General features: G+C 43.6%; 13 protein-coding genes. 12 read left to right on the top strand and 1 reads right to left on the bottom strand.

The window, feature by feature from the left end; translation table 11 throughout:
• Positions 1-121 precede the first annotated feature (121 nt).
• The 6 genes from cbpB (at position 122) to ACTWPX_RS16045 (ending at position 5,832) form a co-directional block, all read left to right on the top strand.
• On the top strand, positions 122-589 hold the full coding sequence (gene cbpB / locus ACTWPX_RS16070) for a cyclic-di-AMP-binding protein CbpB (RefSeq protein WP_443120606.1): 468 nt from the start codon (positions 122-124) through the stop codon (positions 587-589).
• A gap of 65 nt (positions 590-654) precedes the next feature.
• Positions 655-2,127 carry an MDR family MFS transporter gene (locus tag ACTWPX_RS16065; protein WP_443120605.1) on the top strand — a complete coding sequence of 491 codons (1,473 nt, stop codon included), beginning with the start codon at positions 655-657 and terminating at the stop codon, positions 2,125-2,127.
• A 62-nt stretch (positions 2,128-2,189) separates the two neighbouring features.
• Entirely contained in the window at positions 2,190-2,909 is a 720-nt protein-coding gene (dapD, locus tag ACTWPX_RS16060; protein ID WP_443120604.1) for a 2,3,4,5-tetrahydropyridine-2,6-dicarboxylate N-acetyltransferase, read from the top strand.
• Positions 2,910-3,070: 161 nt separating this feature from the next.
• Positions 3,071-4,186: an N-acetyldiaminopimelate deacetylase gene (locus ACTWPX_RS16055; RefSeq protein ID WP_443120603.1), complete on the top strand. Its 1,116-nt coding sequence runs from the start codon at positions 3,071-3,073 to the stop codon at positions 4,184-4,186.
• Positions 4,187-4,252: 66 nt separating this feature from the next.
• Positions 4,253-4,465 (top strand): hypothetical protein, encoded by a 213-nt coding sequence (locus tag ACTWPX_RS16050; RefSeq protein WP_443120602.1) that lies wholly within the window; start codon positions 4,253-4,255, stop codon positions 4,463-4,465.
• A 77-nt stretch (positions 4,466-4,542) separates the two neighbouring features.
• Positions 4,543-5,832, top strand: coding sequence for a hemolysin family protein (locus tag ACTWPX_RS16045; RefSeq protein ID WP_443120601.1), 1,290 nt, complete (start codon positions 4,543-4,545; stop codon positions 5,830-5,832).
• 130 nt (positions 5,833-5,962) lie between these two features.
• Here the strand turns inward: ACTWPX_RS16045 and ACTWPX_RS16040 are convergent, their stop codons facing one another.
• Positions 5,963-6,802, bottom strand: coding sequence for a mechanosensitive ion channel family protein (locus ACTWPX_RS16040; protein WP_128522948.1), 840 nt, complete (start codon positions 6,800-6,802; stop codon positions 5,963-5,965).
• A 315-nt stretch (positions 6,803-7,117) separates the two neighbouring features.
• Here ACTWPX_RS16040 and ACTWPX_RS16035 point away from each other — a divergent pair, with 315 nt between their 5' ends.
• The 6 genes from ACTWPX_RS16035 to ACTWPX_RS16010 all read left to right on the top strand — a co-directional run bounded on the left by ACTWPX_RS16035 (position 7,118) and on the right by ACTWPX_RS16010 (position 15,506).
• Positions 7,118-7,660: a peroxiredoxin gene (locus ACTWPX_RS16035; RefSeq protein ID WP_128522947.1), complete on the top strand. Its 543-nt coding sequence runs from the start codon at positions 7,118-7,120 to the stop codon at positions 7,658-7,660.
• Positions 7,661-7,750: 90 nt separating this feature from the next.
• Positions 7,751-8,203, top strand: coding sequence for a redoxin domain-containing protein (locus ACTWPX_RS16030; RefSeq protein ID WP_281975639.1), 453 nt, complete (start codon positions 7,751-7,753; stop codon positions 8,201-8,203).
• 276 nt (positions 8,204-8,479) lie between these two features.
• Positions 8,480-10,237, top strand: a complete 1,758-nt coding sequence (locus tag ACTWPX_RS16025) for an ABC transporter ATP-binding protein (RefSeq protein ID WP_443120600.1) — start codon at positions 8,480-8,482, stop codon at positions 10,235-10,237.
• Between the two features lie 13 nt (positions 10,238-10,250).
• Positions 10,251-12,083, top strand: coding sequence for an ABC transporter ATP-binding protein (locus ACTWPX_RS16020; RefSeq protein WP_443120599.1), 1,833 nt, complete (start codon positions 10,251-10,253; stop codon positions 12,081-12,083).
• 1,048 nt (positions 12,084-13,131) lie between these two features.
• Entirely contained in the window at positions 13,132-14,496 is a 1,365-nt protein-coding gene (locus ACTWPX_RS16015) for a cytochrome ubiquinol oxidase subunit I (RefSeq protein WP_443120598.1), read from the top strand.
• Positions 14,493-15,506, top strand: a complete 1,014-nt coding sequence (locus tag ACTWPX_RS16010; RefSeq protein ID WP_128522943.1) for a cytochrome d ubiquinol oxidase subunit II — start codon at positions 14,493-14,495, stop codon at positions 15,504-15,506. The genes ACTWPX_RS16015 and ACTWPX_RS16010 overlap by 4 nt, the downstream gene beginning before the upstream one ends.
• The last annotated feature ends 480 nt before the right edge of the window (positions 15,507-15,986 follow it).

Below are 15,986 nucleotides of genomic sequence, written 5' to 3'. Positions count from 1 at the left end.
GAGAAATGTCGGGAAATGCGATTCGAGATTCCTGAAAATGTATGATAGAATAAGTAGTGTTTCCAAATAGCGTCTCTTTCTGTTCCTTCAGATGTGTTTGGAAAAAGGAGTGAACATGAAAATGGTAAGTTTAGAAAAAGAAGCATTAAGGATTCCTCTCGTTTCAGAACTTATGATCCCTTCGGAGAAAGTCGCCCATGTGCAAGTCGGTAATCCATTGGAACATGCTCTGTTAGTCCTTGTTAAGTCAGGTTATTCAGCAGTGCCAGTTCTTGATCCCAGATTTAAATTCCAGGGTGTCATAAGCAAGACGAAGATTTTGGAAGAAACGTTAGGTATCGAGGAGTTTGAATTAAATCGGTTGTCAGAGATTACAGTCAGTGAAGTGATGGACAATGAAGTCCCTTGTCTACAGTTGGATGACAACATGATTGACGCGATGCACAAGTTGATCGATTATCCTTTTGTTTGCGTGACGAACACTGAGGGTGAGTTTGACGGCATTGTGACACGTCGTACAATTCTTAAACAGTTCAGTAAGCACTATCACGAAACGTTAAAACATACAATGACTGAAACGACTCTATAATATTATGTAGAATAGATGGCATCTCTAAGGTGTCATCTATTTTTGTATTGAAGGTGAACATACATATGCAATCATACAAACACAGACGATGGCTTGTTTTAAGCTCGATCATGCTCGCCATGTTTTTGGCAGCTATTGAAGCGACAATCGTTTCTACAGCCATGCCGAGTATCGTCTCTGACTTAGGTGGGTTCAGCCTGTATAGCTGGGTCTTCTCTGCGTACTTATTGACAAATGCTGCAACTGTATTAATGTTCGGCAGGTTGTCAGATGTGTTCGGGCGGAAGCCGATTTTCATGATTGGAATCAGCTTGTTCCTCGCAGGTGCAATGCTATGTGCTTTAGCTCCATCGATGGAAGTATTGATTGGGGCAAGGCTAATCCAGGGACTCGGCGCCGGGGCTCTCATGCCTATTGCAACGACGATTGTCGGTGATTTATATACAAAGGAAGAACGAGCGAAAATTCAAGGTTATTTATCTAGTGTTTGGGGAATTTCTGCAGTCACTGGTCCGGCATTAGGCGGTTTTTTCGTAGATGTTCTGAGCTGGCCTTATGTCTTCTGGATGAATGTTCCCTTGGGACTGCTAGCCTTAACGGGTATTCTCCTTTTTTTCAAAGAGGACATATCCAAGGAAAAACGTTCCGTCGATATTGCTGGTTCTTTATGGGTAGTCACAACGGTAAGTACAATGATGATCATTCTTGTCGAAGGTGGTGTCGGTATCCCTTGGGCATCCTGGACAATGGCTTCAATGATCACAGTCAGCTTGGCAGGGGCGATCATCTTCTTTTTCCATGAGCGTCAGGCAGCTGATCCGATGATGCCGATGGACTTATGGAATATCCGTTCAATCCGATTTGCTAATTTGACATCTTTAACCACAGGGATGATCTTGATTGGTGTGAGCAGTTATTTGCCCGCTTTTGTACAAGGGGTGATGGAGGAATCTGCGACAGTGGCAGGCTTTACCCTTACAACGATGTCGATCGGCTGGCCCATCGCAGCAACGGTAGCCGGCCGTCTTATTTTGAAAATCGGCTATCGACCGACTGCATTGTCAGGTGGGATTTCCCTCATGATCGGAAGTGGTCTTTTTTCTATATTAACTCCGGAAAAAGGACCTTGGTTTGCGGCTCTCGGTTCGTTGTTCATCGGAATCGGCATGGGGCTTTCGACGACATCCTTCATCGTTTCCATCCAGAATAGTGTGACATGGAAAAAACGTGGCATCGCAACGGCGACGAATATGTTCATGCGTACAATTGGTAGTGCCATCGGAGCGGCTTTGCTCGGGGGTCTCCTCAATAGTCAAATCGCAAGAGCAATCGAAAACTCAAGCCTTCCAGCATCTTTTGATGTCGACTCCACCAACGCCCTGTTAAGAGCAGAAAGCAGGGAGGCATTAGGCCCGCAAGCATTGCAGGTGCTTCAAAACGGCCTCACCAGTGGCTTGCAGCTTGTCTATATTGGATTATTCACTTTAGCTGTCCTGAGTTTTCTGCTAATTCTGCAACTTCCTAAAAAAGAAGATTGATAAACCTATCCTTGCTTTGATAAAGTAAAGGAGGAAAGATATACATAAAGGAGGAGAACGCAATGAAGCAAATGGACGCAAATGAAATCATTTCATTTATTTCAAATAGTGAAAAATCGACCCCGGTCAAAGTTTATCTCAAAGGGGAAAACTTGGAGAACCTTGATTTCGGTGAACAAGTACAAGATTTCTTATCCGGAAATTCTGGTGTGATCTTCGGAGAGTGGAAAGTGATCCAGCCTCTTTTAGAAAAATATCAGAACGAGATCGAGGATTACGTGCTTGAAAATGACCGTCGTAATTCAGCGATTCCTTTGCTTGACTTGAAGAAAGTGAATGCCCGCATTGAACCAGGTGCAATCATCCGTGATCAGGTTGAAATCGGAGATGGCGCGGTCATTATGCTAGGTGCGATGATCAATATCGGTTCTGTTGTCGGCGAAGGTACGATGATTGATATGAACGTCGTCCTTGGTGGCCGCGCAACTGTAGGGAAGAACTGCCACATAGGTGCTGGTGCCGTATTAGCAGGTGTGATTGAACCACCTTCTGCCAGCCCAGTCGTGATTGAAGACGGGGTCGTAATCGGAGCGAATGCGGTCGTATTGGAAGGCGTGACTGTCGGCGAAGGATCTGTAGTCGCTGCAGGCTCCATCGTTACAGCAGACGTACCAGCGAACACCCTGGTAGCAGGAACCCCAGCGAAAGTGATCAAAAAGATCGACGACCAAACAAAATCAAAAACAGAAATCAAACAAGAATTACGAAAATTGGATAATTAAGAAAAGCGTATGCGCCTTGAAAGCTCCGACAAGCATAAGCAAACGCTTGAAGTGATCGCTTTCAATAAATAGCACCATTAAAAGAAACGTAAGACACGGGAATAAATGCCGAAAGGGCCTTGCTGCAGACAGCAAGGCCCTTCTTCTAAGGAGGAATCATGATGCAGCAGGAAAAATTGACTTCCATCAGGCGGGATCTGCACAAAATCCCTGAACTTGGTTTCGAGGAATTCAAAACGCAACAATATCTATTAGACTATATCGCAGCATTGCCTCAGGAAGCTTTGACTGTAGAGACATGGAAAACAGGGATTTTTGTTCGTGTGAAAGGAGAGACAGGGGACAAGACTGTGGGGTATCGCGCAGATATCGACGGACTGCCATTAAAAGAAGAAACGGGTTTTCCTTTTTCCTCTACACATGAAGGGCGGATGCATGCTTGCGGTCATGATTTTCACATGACGATCGCACTGGGCGCCCTAACGCGTTTAGCTGAGGATCCGGCAGATGATGATGTTGTATTTATTTTCCAACCGGCAGAAGAAGGGCCAGGTGGAGCAGAACCTATGCTGGAGTCTGAAATGATGGAACATTTCCGCCCGGATGTCATTTTCGGTCTTCATATTGCGCCAGACTTACCCGTTGGTACGGTTTCATCAAAACCGGGTTTGCTCTTTGCCAATACGAGCGAATTGTTCATCGATTTTACAGGTGTCGGCGGGCATGCAGCTTTTCCTCATTTGACACATGATATGGTCGTAACGGCAAGTGCATTCGTTACGCACCTGCAGCAAATCATAGCGCGCAGAGTCGACCCGCTCGACAGTGCTGTTATCACTGTAGGGAAAATAGAAGCGGGTACTGTGCAGAACATCATTTCTCAAAATGCCAGGCTAGAAGGGACAGTGCGTACCCTTTCTCCTGATGCAATGGATAAAGTGAAGAAGGAAATAGAAAAGATTGCAAGAGGTTTTGAAATCGCCGATGATTGCAAAATCGCCATTGATTATGGTTCGAATTATCATCAAGTGTTCAATGAAGAGACACATGTCCAGCTTTTTAAAAAAATCATGGAAAGGACACCCTACAATTTTCAAGAGGCGAAGATGGCGATGACAGGAGAGGACTTCGGGTATATGCTGAGGGAAATCCCTGGTTTCATGTTTTGGCTAGGGGTTGATTCCGAAGCGGGACTGCACCAATCAACATTAAAACCAGATGAAGAGGCCCTTGTCGTAGGCGTGGATATTGTGGAACAGACGTTGCGCGAACTCTGAACAGGTTGTATATGATCGAGATTCCTGCAAACACTATCCCATGGATGTGATCTGACGGTGTTTGGAATGAAGAAAATAGGGATCGAAGCTGATTTTAAATATACTTACGCTGCACTTCAAGCGAAAGTTATTAAGTTCAACAAATTGAATAACCAGGATGGGTGCAGCAAGCTTATTTGTTGTGCCATATCAGGACAAGACCGTGATGGTGTGGGATTCAATGTCCGCTGGCTTTGGGGCCGATTGGAAAAACAGCAGATCAAGTGTGCCATGAAGTAGACATGCGATTCCTGATTTTCCTGGCTGTGCCGGGGATTGCTGGCCTGGCATTTACATAATTGAAGGGGTTGTCTTTGATGGAAACAACAATCAAACTTTTCGCTGTGGCTTTCCTGATCATTTTGACAGCTTTTTTCGTCGCCAGCGAGTTCGCCATTGTCAAAGTCAGGAAGACGAGACTAGAATCGAGGGCTTCCGAAGGGGATTCGAAAGCGAATAATGCTATGACAGTGCTGAATGATCTGGATTATTATCTGTCCGCGTGCCAACTAGGAATTACGATCACCGCTCTCGGACTCGGCTGGTTAGGAGAGCCGACACTGGAGGTGCTCTTAAGACCGGTCCTGGATCAGTTCGCGCTCCCCGAGGGCGTGACACATACGATATCTTTTGCAGTTGCATTCTTTGTCATCACATTTTTACACGTGGTTCTCGGGGAACTGGCACCAAAGACAATGGCCATTCAGAAGGCAGAGAGCATCACCTTGTTCCTTTCTAAACCGCTGATGTTATATAGCAAGCTTATGTATCCATTGATTTGGCTCTTGAACGGATCTGCTAATATTTTGGTGCGGATGTTCGGTTTTCAGACCGCTAGAGAAGCAGATGAAGTCCATTCCGAAGACGAATTACGCCACATTCTGACGAAAAGTTATCAAAAAGGCGAAATAAACCGATCTGAATATACGTATGTGGATAGGATATTCGAGTTTGATAATAGGACTGCGAAAGAAATCATGATTCCGAGAACAGAAATGGCAGTCATCGATGTCCATCAATCAGTGACTAACGCCATACGGGAAGTCAAACACAACCGGTACACAAGGTACCCGATTGTCGAAGGAGATAAAGACCAGGTGGTCGGAGTTATTCATATGAAGGAATTGCTCTATGACGATGCTGAAAATCAGGGAAGCCTGCGTCCATTCCTCCGCCCTGTCATGAAAGTATTTGAAAATGTACCTATCCAGGATTTGCTTGTGAAAATGCAGAAAGAGCATACACACTTAGCCATATTAATTGATGAATACGGGGGTACAGCAGGTATGGTGACCGTTGAGGATATTCTGGAGGAGATTGTCGGTGAGATCAGGGACGAATTTGACTCGGAAGAGGAGCGTGACATTAAACGTTTGAAAAATGGCCACTTCCTTTTAGAAGGAAAGACAGCTATCCAGGATGTTAATGACTATTTTGATATTCAGTTGAATCATCATGAAATTGATACCATCTCTGGCTGGCTTTACACAAAAGATTATGAAGCAAAAGAAGGGACATTGGTGACAGAAGAAGATCATCATTTCAAAATAGTTGATATGGTCAAAGGCAAGATCAAAAAAGTAGAAGTGTGGAAAGAGACCGATTAGTCAAGACACCGTTTACAGAAGATGGGCTCGTATCCTTTCATTCAAACTAAAAAAGGGGGGGACTCCCACATTTGGAAGTCCTCCCTTTCATCTTCAATGTCCATTCACTATAGACGGACCCAGCATTGACTTAAGACTCTTTTTGTACAAAAACCTGGTGTGGATACGGAATTTCGATTCCAGCTGCATCAAGTGCTTCTTTCATAGCTTTTCTTAAGTCACGCTCCACAGCCCATTGCTGCATGTTTTCCGTTTTACCTAAAATACGGATGACAACGTCAGAGGAACCGAGACTTTGTACGCCAAGGACACTTGGACCTTCCTTGAAGCGTTCATCTTCAGCGAAGTCTTCAGCTACCTTATGCAGGACATCCATCGCCTGGTCGATGTTTTCATCATACCCGATGCCGATGTCCACGAGTGCACGCATGTTGCCACGGGAATGGTTGGCTACCCCGGCAATGTTCCGGTTGGGAATAAAGTTGAGCGTACCGTCAAAGCTGCGTACTTTCGTTGTACGTATGCCGACTTCCTCAACGACACCATCATAGCCGCCTGCTGTAACATAATCATCGACTTCAATTTGCCGCTCCAGCAACAGGAAGAAACCTGTAACGATATCAGAGACAAGTCCCTGTGCACCAAATCCGATGGCAAGTCCGACAATTCCAGCCCCGGCAAGAAGTGGGCCGATTTCTATACCTACTGTGCTCAATAGCATCATGACAAGTATAAAAAATAGGACATAGGAGAAAATGTTTACAGTAAGCTTCTGGAGTGTTTGGTTTCGCCTTTCTGATATTTTTCGCTGTGTGCTCATTCGGTTGATGGCAGCTTCAATTGCTTTACTGCCAATCGGCTTAATAATGGCAAAAGCGATTAATAAGACGAGAACCTTTAAGCCGCCAGTAATCAACCATTCGACGACTACTGTCGGATTGAATTTAAATCCTTCTTCAAATAAGTTCATGATAGGTGTGACTCCTTTCTTACAGTCCATTCTCTTACTATAATAGGATAGCTGAAATGATAGGGAAGTTTCAACGATTAGTAGGTTGAAATGCAATGAATTTTGTCGAGATACATTAGCAGGGCAAATAATTTTACTTTCCTTAAGAGTTTGTGTTTAATAAAAAAGTGAAGGTTAAGAATAGCGGATAGGCGGATGTCCATTCCTTTTGTCAGTAGATTAAAGTAATTATTACTTAAAATTGACTATAAATAAACTTTTCGTTATACTGACAATTGTGTAGAAAAAAGAGTAATATATTTCGGAGGGATTCTAATGGCAGAACGTATGGTAGCTAAGCAGGCACCACGATTTGAAATGGATGCGGTGCTTCCAAACAAAGAATTTGGTAAAGTATCACTTGAAGAAAACATGAAAAATGACAAATGGACGGTTCTCTATTTTTATCCAATGGACTTTACCTTTGTCTGTCCAACAGAAATTACAGCGCTTTCTGACCGTTTCGACGAGTTTGAAGATCTGGATGCAGAAGTTGTGGGCGTGTCTACAGATACTATCCACACACACCTGGCATGGATCAATACATCTCGTGATGAAAATGGACTTGGAGATTTACAATATTCCTTGGCAGCAGACACGAATCATCAAGTGTCCCGTGACTATGGTGTCCTTCTTGAAGAAGAAGGTGTAGCCCTTCGTGGTCTATTTATCATCAGCCCTGAGGGAGAGCTGCAGTACCAGGTGGTTAACCATAACAATATCGGTCGCGACGTTGATGAAACGCTTCGTGTCCTACAAGCTCTTCAAACCGGAGGGCTTTGCCCGGCAAACTGGAAACCAGGTCAAGAAACCCTATAAGTTTCCGTAACATTAGAGAATTAGGGTCTAACATTTATTTGTTAGACCCTTTTCTTTCTTATTTAACAGCATGTAAGGAGGATGTTAACGATGCGTTTACGCACACCGATACCAGAATTACCAGAAGCTACAGAGTGGTTGAATAGTGAACCATTATCTAAAGAAGATTTGGTTGGAGGCAAACCTACGTTGATCCATTTCTGGTCCGTCAGCTGTGGCCTCTGTAAAGAAGCAATGCCGAATGTCAATGAATTTCGTGATGAATACAGTGACGATTTAAATGTCATTGCCGTGCACATGCCACGTTCAGAGAAGGACTTGGACCTGGAACAAATCAAGCAAGTCGCTGAAGAGCACGGCATTACGCAGCCGATTTATGTAGACAATCAACACGCGTTGACTGACGCTTTCGAAAATCAATACGTTCCTGCTTATTATGTATTTGATGAAGAAGGCAATTTGCGTCACTTCCAAGCGGGCGGCGGAGGCATGAAAATGCTTCGCAAACGCGTGAACCGTGTATTAGGTGTCAATCAAAAATAAAGTATAGGATGTCAGCAGCCCCCATAGAAATGGAAGGGCTGCTTTTTTATCTTGTAGCGGCTGATCAAGAAGCTTTACCATTTGGCTCCTCCAGCACCCAGCCTTTCCGAAGTTTAGCCCCGCAGGATGATGTGAAGCTAAGACTTCGGTCTGAAGACCGGGATCATATCCACTTCAGGTCGGAAAATTTAAAAAATTATTACAAATGGGTGGAAATTTATTTCGATACCCGATATATTTATAGTTACGTTGAAATTCTTAAAAGGAGGGACACCTATGGATACATTTAAAAAATTAAAGGAATTTTACTGGCCATATAGGAAGTTTTTCTTCTGGTCGCTTTTTTCGCTCTTGTTCGTGACAGGGATCACTGTAGCCTATCCGATCATTCTGAAAATCACCATTGATGATGTAGTGGGTCAGGAACGATACAATCTTATTCCATATCTTTGTGCAGCATTTATTATCCTAATGATCATTAAGGGAATCGCTACATACTTCCATCAGTATTTAGGTGATTTTTTTGGTATTCGCTCCGTTTATACACTAAGGGATGCACTTTATCAAAAGCTGCAGCGTCTTCCATTCCGCTACTATGACAATGCTAAGACGGGAGACTTGATGTCGCGGTTGACTGCAGATGTAGAAGGGTTCCGCTTCTTTCTTTCCATGGGATTCTCAGAACTGGTCCGTATCGTTTTGTTGATCGTCATCAGTTTGAGTGTCATGTTCTACTTTTCGATTCCACTTGCACTAGTGACTATGGCAGCTATGCCATTTTTGGCAATTGTCGTCTATCGTTTCGATCGTAAAGTGCACCCGGCATTCAGAAAAATCCGTAAATCTTTCGGTAAACTGAATACGAGAGTCCAGGAAAATATCAGTGGGATGAATACAGTCAAATCATTGTCCCGTGAAGATTTTGAGATCGGCCGCTTTTCTAATAGAAGTGACGATTACCGAACCAAATTCATTACGACTTCAAACATTTGGTCGAAGTACTTTCCTTTGATGGAATTCATCGGAAATGTCTCGGTTGTCGCTTTACTGGCATACGGCGGTTATTTGGTCATGAATAATGCCTTGCAACTAGGCGAACTTGTTGCGTTCTTCAGCCTTGTTTGGTACATTCTCGGTCCATTGATGAACTTAGGCTTCGTCATCAACTTGTTTTCACAGGCGAAGGCCTCAGGAGAGCGGTTGTTGGAAATTTTAGAGGCTGAAGAAGAAATCACCGAGAAAGAAGAAGCTATTGTCACAGATCGTCTGCAAGGTCACGTATCCTTTAATGATGTGACATTGACATACGTAGAAGACGATGACTCTGCGCTTAAAAATATCACATTTGATGCGCCGCCTGGAAAAACAATAGGCTTGATCGGAGCCACAGGCGCCGGAAAAACGAGTATCACCCAGTTGATCACTCGTTTCTATGAGCCTGAAAAAGGAGAAGTCCTCGTGGACGGTAAACCTGTCCAGGATTACGGACTCAAAACATTGCGCAAGAATATCGGCTTTGTTTTACAAGAATCTTTTTTATTTTCCACATCAATTAAGGAAAACATTGCCTATGGAAATCCTGATGCGGACCTTGATGACGTGATGGATGCTGCCAAACGGGCGCAAGCGCATGACTTCATTATGGAAATGCCTGAGGGTTATGATACGTTGCTGGGAGAACGCGGCATGGGCCTTTCGGGTGGTCAGAAACAACGGATTGCGATTGCCCGTGCGATTTTGATCGACCCTGCCATTTTGGTTCTTGATGATGCGACATCAGCAGTTGATATGGAAACAGAGTTCAAGATTCAAAAAGCGCTGCAAGACGTAATGAAAGGGCGCACGACGTTTATCATCGCGCACCGTATTTCTTCATTGAAACATGCTGATGAAATATTAGTCCTTGAGGATGGAGCTGTTAAAGAGCGGGGCGTCCATAACGAGCTGCTTAATAATGGCGGGCCATATCAAAGAATCTACGATATCCAGTATCAAGATAAAGAGAAAATCATTAACACGTCGAGTGTTTCCTGAAGGAGGGGTGACCGTGGCTAAAAAACCGAAACATGAACCAGAAACGAATAAACACTTGAACCGTTTCAAGTACACACAAGACCAGGCAGTAGAAAAACCATTCAACTGGTCCCAAATGTGGCGTCTGTTGACATATATTAAACCTTATGCTAAAAAATTGCTGCCGATCTCTATCATTGCCATGCTCGTTTCGACGATCGTCCGCCTCGTCGTACCGATTTTGATTGGTAAAGTGGCCATTGATGTCGCTATTGCAGATGCCAATGCGAATCTCTTGATTCAACTGGTTGTCGGTATTGCCGTTTTATATTTATTGAGTTATATAGGAAACGCACTCAGGATCAAGTATGTAAACATTCTTGGTCAAAATGTCATCTATGATTTAAGACAGCATTTGTTTTCACATGTCCAAAGGTTATCCCATCGATTTTTTGATTCTAAATCCGCTGGTTCGATTCTCGTCCGGATCATGAACGATATCAATTCACTGCAAGAGCTGTTTACGAATGGAATCATCAATTTGTTGATGGATGTCGTCATGCTGACAGGAATTATCGTTATATTGTTTGCGCTCAGTCCAAAACTGGCGCTGGCGATTTTGATCATCATGCCGATCATGTTCTACATTTCTACCAAACTGCGAAGAAACATTCGCAGATCTTGGCAGGATGTACGTATCCAACAGTCCCGCTTGAATTCGCATTTGAATGAAAGTCTGCAAGGGATCCGCATCACTCAATCATTTTCTCAAGAGAGAGAAAACACAGAATATTTTGATGGAGTGAACACAGATACCTTCCAATCCTGGAATAGAGCGACAAGGAAAAGTGCGATGTTCCGGCCATTCGTTGAGATGAGTAATGCGGTTGGTACCGTGATACTTGTTGCTTTTGGTGCCTATATGATTATACAAGGTGATATTACTACAGGTACATTTGTATCATTCGCCTTCTTTCTCGGCATGTTCTGGGAGCCGATTTCAAGACTTGGAATGATGTATAATCAGCTACTCATGGCGATGGCGGCATCTGAACGCATTTTCGAATTTCTTGATGAGCAGCCGAATGTGAAAGAGAAGGACGACGCCAAGCAATTGAAAGATATGAAGGGACATATTGAGTTCGATCATGTACAGTTCGCCTATGATGATAAACGCATCGCCCTTCACGACATCAATCTTGAGATGAAACAAGGGGAAACAGTTGCCCTTGTCGGTCATACGGGCTCAGGAAAATCGACGATTGCAAACTTGATCAGCCGTTTTTACGACCCTACCAAAGGATCTGTAAAAATTGACGGTGTCGACCTTCAAGATGCCACGATAGATAGTGTACGTCAGCAAATCAGTGTCGTACTTCAGGATACTTTCATTTTCTCAGGTATGATTATGGAAAATATCCGTTTCGGTCGCCCCGATGCATCCGATGAAGATGTCATAGAGGCAGCTAAAGTTGTAGGAGCGGATGATTTCATTCAGCGGTTGAATAATGGCTATGAAACAGAAGTAGAGGAACGGGGGAACATTTTGTCAGCAGGTGAACGACAACTGCTGTCCTTCGCTCGCGCTTTGCTTGCCAATCCGCGAATTCTCATCCTGGATGAGGCAACCGCAAGTATTGATACAGAAACAGAACTCAAAATCCAGAAAGCATTACAGAAATTGTTGAAGGGCCGGACAGCGATTATGATTGCCCACCGCCTTTCGACCATTCGGGAAGCGGATAACATCTTCGTATTAGAAAATGGCCGCATCCTCGAGCAGGGGTCACACGATGAATTGATGGATCAGCAAGGTGAATATTATGAATTAGTCAAATCACAATTCCAAATGCTTGATGCGATTTAGGAATGACGAAAAGGCACCGGACCCCCGGTGCCTTTTTTAATTGGCTTTGTTAAAGGTTGTTGTTGATTTTTCATATGAGAGTCATTCAGTTATATGGTAGGATTCATGAAGACTCAATTTCGAGACATTTTAGGAGAGGATCGGGTCGGCGGGGAATGCTTTCGCTTTCCGCGGGAGCGCGTTGAGCCTCCTCGGACGCTCTCCTGTGGGGTCTCAACATGCCCTCTCTTCCCGCAGGAGTCTTCGCATTCCCCGCCGCCCCTTGCTATATGTTTTTCTCGAAATTCGTTCAGAAAAAAACTGTCATATTTGAGTGAGAATCAAACACCTTACGCTTAATTACAGGGTGTCCTCAGTGAAAATATAACACTTGAAGAAAGTGAAAACAATTACAACTTCACTGTGGAAGTGACCTATACGAACAATGAAAGTAATGAAAGTAAAACGATGTATGTTAATGGTAACGCACAAACGAATGAAGAGGATGAAGTCACGAGTGTTCATTATATGAAGCTTGAAGAACTTCGCACTGCCTTAAACTAAGAAAAATGGAGAATTACAAACACCCTCTGGCTGTTATATGGCAGCAAGGGGGGGTTTATTTTATATCTACTTTAGCTTTAATAGAACTTTTTTATAAAATCCATCTGGGGGATGGGGTGTCCAAATCCAGTCACGTACAGCTATGCAGCTTATATTTTGTACGAGGGAAGGAGGGAGTGCTTTCTGTTGGTATATTCCTATCGTTTATTTCATCAATGCTCAAGCCACAGAGTCGATTAGGAGCAGCAAAGTAGAAACCCCGGCCTTAATTTTTACATGAAAACTCATAAAGACATATTGTTAATGGAAAAGAGAAAAAGGGTACAGAATTGGTGATAGGCAGAATGGTCGACAAAGTAAGCTTATTTATATAAAATAAATATCAAATGAAAGTTTGTGAAGGATGTCACAAAATCGTCAACAACGATGTGCCCATAAGCTGTTTATAAGTTTTATACTATTATTAAACGACTTGTTATGACCATTTGTAGTTAGGGGGAGAAAGATGTTTGAATTTGATACGGTCACGATGAGCCGAGCGCTCACGGCCATGACGCTGATCTTCCACGCGATATTTGCCACTATCGGCGTAGGCGTGCCGGTTCTGGTTTCTACCGCTGAATTAATAGGAATTAAGAAAAAGGATTCACACTATACATTACTAGCCAGGCGCTGGACACGCGGGTACACCATAACGGTTGCCGTCGGGGTTGTGACAGGGACGGCGATCGGTTTGCAGCTTTCTCTGATTTGGCCGAGTTTCATGCGAATCGCAGGGAATGTGATTGCACTGCCATTGTTCATGGAAACTTTCGCCTTCTTCTTTGAAGCGATCTTTTTAGGTATTTACCTTTATACTTGGGACCGGTTCAAAAAGCCGATCTATCATTGGCTGCTCTCCATTCCTGTCGTGATCGGAGGCACGATGTCGGCCTTTTTCATTACGACAGTGAATTCATTCATGAACACACCGCAAGGGTTCGACCTTGAAGGAGGTCGGTTTACGTCTGTCGATCCTCTGAAAGCGATGTTCAATCCGGCTACACCGACAAAAGTCTTTCATGTCATCTCTTCATCTTATTTGACAGCAGCTGCGATCCTTGCTGGAATTGCTGCCTTCATCATTTTGATGAAAAAAGGAACGGCATACCATAAAAAAGCATTGAAGCTTACGGTTTCTATGATGTTCCTGTTTGCTATTTTGACTGCTGTCGCTGGTGATATGTCAGCGAAATTCTTAGCTGAGCACCAACCTGAGAAATTGGCAGCAGGAGAGTGGCACTTTGAAACAGAAGAGGGCGCAGACCTTGTTGTTTTCGGTACGTTGAACGAAAATAATCAAGTAGAAAACGCCATACGGATTCCGAATGCACTGAGCTTCCTTGCACACGGAGACTTTAACGCAGAAGTTGAGGGACTTGACGAAACACCGGTTGATGAACAACCGCCACTTTGGATTCACTATATGTTTGATTTAATGGTCAGCATCGGTTTTTATTTACTGGGCATTTCATTTCTCTTCCTATTGTTCTGGAAGGTGAAGAAATGGAACCCATTTCACCCGATTTTATTATGGGCTATAGCTTTGGCAGGACCGTTATCCATGCTTGCCGTCGAGTTTGGTTGGGTTTTTGCTGAAGTCGGACGTCAACCATGGATCTTACGGGGTTTCATGACTGTAGCAGAAGGAGCGACTACATCTCCTTATGTGTTTGAAATGTTCGTATTATTTGCTGCGCTCTACGTAGTCCTGGCGATCGGATGTATCATCGCCCTTAGAAAGATATTCAAAAACAAACCGGCTGAGCTTGAACTGGAACACCGTTATCCTCATACAGCCGCTGCAACTAAGGAGGATGAGCGCACATGAGTTATGAATTAATTGGAATTACAGTGCTTTGGTTATTCCTTTATGGATATTTGATTGTAGCCTCTGTAGATTTCGGTGCTGGTTTTTTTGCCTATTATGCAAAACTCACCAAGAAAGATCACTTGATCAACCAGCTGATCTCAAGATATTTATCACCGGTGTGGGAAGTGACGAATGTCTTCTTCGTCTTTTTCTTCGTCGGATTGATCGGTTTCTTTCCGGATATGGCTTACTATTTTGGTCAAGCTTTACTCATTCCAGGTAGTATTGCAATCGTACTCCTTGCCATCCGTGGTTCCTTTTATGCGTTTGAAAACTATGGATCGAAGAATAACCATTTTTACATGTTCCTCTATGGAGCAACAGGACTTCTGATTCCTGCTTCATTATCGACTGCGCTGACGATTTCAGAAGGCGGGTATATTGAAGAAACAGCCAATGGAGTACAGTTGTTATTCGGAGAATTATTAACGAGCCCCTATTCCTGGAGTGTTGTCTTTCTCGCGATAGTCTCGGTACTTTATATAAGTTCCATGTTTCTCACTTATTACGCCGATCGGGCAGGAGATGAACCAGCTCTTGAAATCGTTCGGAAATATGCGTTGTTCTGGAGTTCACCAACGATTATCGCCAGTTTGACGACGTTCATCGCATTAAGCCAGCAAAATATGGATCATTTCCAACGCGCCATCGAGCTATGGTGGGTATTCGGAATTTCCGTCGGCTTCTTCATGATCGCTGTCTTTCTCGTCTATACAGGGAAATATTACGGATGGGCTTTCATTGCTGTGATGATGCAGTTCTTTGTCGCTTTCTTCGGTTATGGAGCGTCACACCTGCCGTATCTATTAAAACCCTATGTAACACTTACGAGCGGGGTGACGAACGAAGCGATGGCCGTCGCACTGATCATCGTTTTCATAGCCGGTTTACTGCTTTTGATTCCATCCTTGATATTATTGATGCGCATGTTCCTCTTCGATGCCGATTATGTGAAAGGGAAAAAATAGAGTAGGCATTAAGCGAGGCTACTGAAGAACTGCAACTTTCTGAGTTATGCATCAAATAAAAAAGCCGAGTAGACGATTTTATCGTTCAACTCGGCTTCTTTATTCCGATGAGACATTTAGGCTCTTACTCCTCCATGAGCTTTAGTATTCGTTTGATATTGACGGTGAATATCGCCCCCGACCCTTGTACATGCAGGGTATTTTTTTGATTTATAAAAGAAAATCACTCTTTTCAGATGGGCCTCGTTGATTCCACGATGAGCGTTCGGTGGTGAAGCCTGCGGCAAGCACCCACCGACAAGCGATTCGTGAGAAGCAACACCAAACTTTAACAGCTCCTCTAGATTGAAAAGGGTTTTTCAGTGGCCACGCATTTATGCCGCTCTATTTTTTTGCCTATTAAAATATAACATCGATATGGATAGGCGCTGGACTGTTGTTCAGTTTTACTGAAGTTCTATGGTAGAATAGGAATAGATT

This window comes from Halobacillus sp. H74 (assembly GCF_052246715.1).
GTDB classification, from domain to species: Bacteria; Bacillota; Bacilli; order Bacillales; family Halobacillaceae; genus Halobacillus; species Halobacillus litoralis_A.
Note: the sequence above shows the minus strand (reverse complement) of the source record. Positions and strands in the feature narration are given on the sequence as shown.

Excerpts from the sequence above, each read along its gene's own strand:
- cbpB (WP_443120606.1), top strand. The coding sequence starts at position 122 with ATGGTAAGTTTAGAAAAAGAAGCATTAAGGATTCCTCTCGTTTCAGAA.
- ACTWPX_RS16065 (WP_443120605.1), top strand. The coding sequence starts at position 655 with ATGCAATCATACAAACACAGACGATGGCTTGTTTTAAGCTCGATCATG.
- dapD (WP_443120604.1), top strand. The coding sequence starts at position 2,190 with ATGAAGCAAATGGACGCAAATGAAATCATTTCATTTATTTCAAATAGT.
- ACTWPX_RS16055 (WP_443120603.1), top strand. The coding sequence starts at position 3,071 with ATGCAGCAGGAAAAATTGACTTCCATCAGGCGGGATCTGCACAAAATC.
- ACTWPX_RS16050 (WP_443120602.1), top strand. The coding sequence starts at position 4,253 with ATGAAGAAAATAGGGATCGAAGCTGATTTTAAATATACTTACGCTGCA.
- ACTWPX_RS16045 (WP_443120601.1), top strand. The coding sequence starts at position 4,543 with ATGGAAACAACAATCAAACTTTTCGCTGTGGCTTTCCTGATCATTTTG.
- ACTWPX_RS16040 (WP_128522948.1), bottom strand. The coding sequence starts at position 6,802 with ATGAACTTATTTGAAGAAGGATTTAAATTCAATCCGACAGTAGTCGTC.
- ACTWPX_RS16035 (WP_128522947.1), top strand. The coding sequence starts at position 7,118 with ATGGCAGAACGTATGGTAGCTAAGCAGGCACCACGATTTGAAATGGAT.
- ACTWPX_RS16030 (WP_281975639.1), top strand. The coding sequence starts at position 7,751 with ATGCGTTTACGCACACCGATACCAGAATTACCAGAAGCTACAGAGTGG.
- ACTWPX_RS16025 (WP_443120600.1), top strand. The coding sequence starts at position 8,480 with ATGGATACATTTAAAAAATTAAAGGAATTTTACTGGCCATATAGGAAG.
- ACTWPX_RS16015 (WP_443120598.1), top strand. The coding sequence starts at position 13,132 with ATGTTTGAATTTGATACGGTCACGATGAGCCGAGCGCTCACGGCCATG.
- ACTWPX_RS16010 (WP_128522943.1), top strand. The coding sequence starts at position 14,493 with ATGAGTTATGAATTAATTGGAATTACAGTGCTTTGGTTATTCCTTTAT.